We start from the raw sequence: 1,054 nt of genomic DNA on the forward strand, positions 1-1,054 counted from the left end.
ACTAAAGCGTGTCGCACCTATTCGGTCTCATACCCTGCGGCCCTGAAGAAGTTCAGGCATTCATCAATGGAGAAAAGACCGACAATCTCGCCCAATGCCTTTGTGATTGCATCGAAGCTTCGTGCCGCACGTTTTCGCAGTAAGGTCTTGAGCTTCGAGAATGCCATCTCGATAGGGTTCAAATCCGGGGAATAGGCCGGCAGGAACAGTAACCATGCGCCTCGTTGCTTGATCAGTTGGGCGGCGCGCTCGCTCTTGTGAAAGCCGACATTGTCGAGGACGACGACATCGCCCTTCGACAAGGTCGGAGCGAGTTGGGTTTCGATCCAGGCTTCGAATATCAGCCGGTTCATCGGTGCATCAACGATAAACGGCGCGGTCAAGCCGTGGCATCGCAGTCCGGCAATGAAGGTCTGGGTTCTCCATTTGCCGAATGGCGCATGGGTTCGATACCGCTGGCCTTTGGCGCACCATCCGGTACGCTTGGTCAGTTTGGTATTTGTCGACGTCTCGTCGATAAAGATGAGACGGGCCAATGCTTTGTTAAAGAAGCGCCGCCGGCGCGTGATCCACAGGTCACGGGCGCGTGCGATCTCCGGCCGCAGCTGTTCACTGGCCGTGAGGCTTTTTTTTATTGCTCAGCCCAAGCCGTTGGAGAAACCGACCGATAGTGGCACGATGGACCATCACGCCGCGTTCGGTCAGTTCGACACACAACTCGTCCAACGTCACGTCACCATTGCTGGCAACACGCGCGGCAATCCAATCGCTATGTGCCATCAATTTACCGCCGCCTGGTGGATGACCCTGCTTGCCGGGAGCGACCGATCCCTTCGATCGGTGCAGGATCATCATATTGTTGACGAACCGCGGAGAAACCCGGAAGTGGCGGGATGCTTCACGATGACTATTGCCTTCTTCCACAAACGCTACCACTCGCTCACGCAACTCAATTGGATGCGGCTTGCCCATGGTGGTCCCCCTTCCATGGCCAAGTGAATCATGATTCACGCATAAACGGAATCCTGAATCACGTAAGCTGCGACACGCATTA

The 1,054-nt window shown here is 55.6% G+C and carries 1 protein-coding gene; it reads right to left on the reverse strand.

The genetic code is table 11. The features are described 5' to 3' along the window. Nucleotides 1-17: 17 nt before the first annotated feature. Nucleotides 18-972 (reverse strand): IS630 family transposase gene (locus JNB88_RS33100; RefSeq protein ID WP_220359162.1). Its coding sequence is split into 2 segments (ribosomal slippage): nucleotides 18-635 and nucleotides 637-972, totalling 954 coding nucleotides; the frame shifts between segments, so codons are not numbered across the junction. Between the last annotated feature and the right edge of the window lie 82 nt (nucleotides 973-1,054).

The sequence above is a fragment of the Rhizobium cauense genome, assembly GCF_019511525.1.
Classification (GTDB): Bacteria; Pseudomonadota; Alphaproteobacteria; order Rhizobiales; family Rhizobiaceae; genus Rhizobium; species Rhizobium cauense.